General features: G+C 60.2%; 3 protein-coding genes and 1 pseudogene. 3 read left to right on the top strand and 1 reads right to left on the bottom strand.

Going from position 1 to position 2,793, the window contains the following annotated elements:
- Nucleotides 1-39: 39 nt before the first annotated feature.
- Nucleotides 40-687, bottom strand: a pseudogene (locus tag AC1DLB_RS28360) (NAD(P)H-dependent oxidoreductase); the annotation flags it as partial.
- A gap of 46 nt (nt 688-733) precedes the next feature.
- Between AC1DLB_RS28360 and AC1DLB_RS28355 the strand changes: the two are divergent.
- From AC1DLB_RS28355 to AC1DLB_RS28345, 3 genes are all read left to right on the top strand, one after another.
- Nucleotides 734-1,627, top strand: a complete 894-nt coding sequence (locus tag AC1DLB_RS28355) for a LysR family transcriptional regulator (protein ID WP_477744642.1) — start codon at nt 734-736, stop codon at nt 1,625-1,627.
- Between the two features lie 95 nt (nt 1,628-1,722).
- Nucleotides 1,723-2,511 carry a DeoR/GlpR family DNA-binding transcription regulator gene (locus AC1DLB_RS28350; protein ID WP_477744641.1) on the top strand — a complete coding sequence of 263 codons (789 nt, stop codon included), beginning with the start codon at nt 1,723-1,725 and terminating at the stop codon, nt 2,509-2,511.
- A 61-nt stretch (nt 2,512-2,572) separates the two neighbouring features.
- Nucleotides 2,573-2,793: hypothetical protein (locus AC1DLB_RS28345; RefSeq protein WP_477786124.1), on the top strand; the 221-nt coding region annotated here is incomplete at its 3' end.

The raw sequence follows: 2,793 nt of genomic DNA, 5'->3' as shown, positions 1-2,793 counted from the left end.
GCTTCGCAGCCGAACGCAGCCTCGCAGGCTCGACAGCTGCTACAACGAGTGTGTTGCCTGTTTGATGTGAGCCGCAAAGCCCGACTGATCCGCAGCAATCTCATCACGCAATGTGAGTTGCGGAATGTCATACGCCCCTGAATTTTGCGGTCGGAACGCAATCGGCGCGGTTTCCCACAGGTCATCCAGCCGTTGGCCGAGCGCCTCACAAGTTGCTGAAAATCTCGCCTCATCCATTCGGCTGGTCTGATAGATCACGAACGGTGGCAGCACGTCGAAGCCGGGGTAGAACAGTACGCCGTGCTGGATCGGGAATAGCACATCGTCGATCGGCCCGTTGATGCCCCGTGGGCTGTAATGAGATTCCCAGCCACCGGTGGTGACGATCAACATCGCCCGTTTGCCCGCCAGCGTGCCTTCCCCGTAACGGTCGCCCCAGCGCGCATCGGAATGCTCCCCTACGCCGTAGGCAAAACCATAGGCATAGACGCGTTCCACCCAGCCTTTGAGGATCGCCGGCATCGAGAACCACCACAGCGGAAACTGCAGAATGACGGTATCGGCCCAGAGCAGTTTTTCCTGTTCGAGAACGATGTCCTGTCGTTGCCGGCCTTCTTTGAAGGCACGCTTGGAGTCTTGCGACGGATCGAATCGTGCGTCGGCAGGCCGGCCGAAACTGTCATCGGCGTACCAGGTATATTGGAAATGAATAACCAATATGCCAGGTATTGTCATGAATAATCTGCGACGTCTGGACATCAACCTGCTGCTGACGCTTGATGTCCTGCTCTCGGAACACAACGTGACCCGTGCGGCGCAACGTCTGAATCTGTCGCAACCTTCGGTGAGCGTTCATCTCGCCAAATTGAGGGATATTTTCAACGATCCGCTGTTACTGCCAGGGCCACGGGGCATGCGGCCCACGGCTCGGGCCGATGAGTTGCGCGAGCCGTTGCGCCAGGCCCTGGAAGCCCTGGAGCGCGCGGTGTCGCCCGCCAGCCCTTTCAACCCGGCCGAGGCACGGCAGACGTGGAATGTCATGGCGTCGGACTACGGCGAGTCGACCATCATCTTGCCCGCGTTGGCCGGGCTGCGTTCGGCGGCACCCGGCACGCGTTTGGCGGTGTTTGACCTGATGCCGTCACAACTGGCCAAACAAGCGGAGCAGGGGGCAATCGACCTGGCGTTTCATACCACTGAGGATGCTCCCCCAGGCTTACGACGTCGTGCATTGTTCACCGAACGCTATGTGTTGGTGGGGCGTACTGGCCATCCGCTGTTGAGACAGCGACCGACACTCGCGCAGTTCTGCGAACTCGACCACGTCATCGTATCCCGGGATGGCGGAGGCTTTCAGGGTGTCACCGATCAGGCGCTTTCCCAGCTGGGCATGACGCGCCGAGTGGTGCTTTCGCTCCCCCATTTTCTGTTTGTCCCGTCGGTGGTGGAGAGCACCGACATGGTCGCGATGCTGCCAGCGCGCCTGGTTCGCGATACGCACGCCTTGACCATGGTCGAGCCTCCCCTTGAAGTGCCGGGATACGAGATGTCGATGCTCTGGCCCGAGCGCTGTCACCGCGACCCTGGGCATCAATGGTTGCGTGAGTTCATCGTGAGTGCCTTGTGATGGGTATCAATCAAACACAATCCCTTGTGGGAGCGCCTTGTGTTCATTGAGGTGTTTGGCTAGTCTCGCACAAACACGCAAAAACAGGCATAACCATGCACGCTGAGCATTCCTCCGCCGAACTCCCCCAACTGCGCCGCCAAAAAATCCTGCTGATCCTCGAACGTGACGGCAAGGTCATGGCTTCCGAGCTGAGTCAGCATTTTGCCGTGTCCGAGGACACCATTCGCCGGGACCTGTCGGAGCTGGCCAGTGCCGGGCTGGTGCAGCGGGTGCACGGGGGGGCGTTGCCGCGTCCCAAGGACACGGGCAAGGATTACTTCACTCGGGTCAGCGAAACCGACGAGGTGAAAACCCGGCTGGCGCAGCTCGCCGCGCGCCGGGTCAAGGACGGCCAGATCGTGATGTTCGATTCCGGGAGCACCACGCTGCAGATCGCACGCTCGCTGCCTTCCGACCTTGTCATCACGGCCGTCACCGCGTCGCCGATGATTGCGATCACGCTGGCCGAATACAAAGGCATCACGGTGATCGTCGCCGGTGGTCAGCTCAACCCTGCGACGATGTCTTCCAGCGGGCATGAAACCCTGCGATTGATCGAGGGCATCAAGGCCGACCTGGTGTTCACCGGGGTCTGTGCCATTCATCCGGAAGTCGGCCTCAGCTCGCTGCATTTCGATGAAGTGCCGGTGAAGCAGGCGATGCTCGCCAGCGCCTCCCACGTGATTGCCGTGACCACCGCGGACAAACTGGGTGCCGTGGAGCCCTTCGTGGTTGCGCCTTGCGCCCGTGTGCATACGCTGATTACCGAACGTCACGTGGCCTCGGGCAATCTTGAGGACTATCAAAGACTGGGGATCGAGGTGGTGCAGGCAGACGCCTGAGCGTCATCGCGCCCGGCGCTGCATGGGTTACGCTGATAGCAACGACGGGAGGAATGCAGTCATGACTGAGCGTCATATAACCCACTCGGAAACGCTGTCGAACGGATGCACGATTGAGGTCAAAGCCGAGATATTGAGAGACGGTTCGCTGAAGATGTTCATGGGGGTCTATTGGCCGGACGGCTCGGCCATTGTCGAGGACAAGCACCCCTCGCCGCATCTGCTGGACATGGAAGCGGCGATGGAGTGGGCCATCGAAAAAGCCAAAACCATCGGTAACAG

This window comes from Pseudomonas sp. 05N434, assembly GCF_056396965.1.
The sequence above is the reverse complement of the archived record's forward strand: the minus strand, read 5'-3'. Positions and strand labels throughout refer to the sequence as shown.

Excerpts from the sequence above, each read along its gene's own strand:
- AC1DLB_RS28350 (WP_477744641.1), top strand. The coding sequence starts at position 1,723 with ATGCACGCTGAGCATTCCTCCGCCGAACTCCCCCAACTGCGCCGCCAA.
- AC1DLB_RS28355 (WP_477744642.1), top strand. The coding sequence starts at position 734 with ATGAATAATCTGCGACGTCTGGACATCAACCTGCTGCTGACGCTTGAT.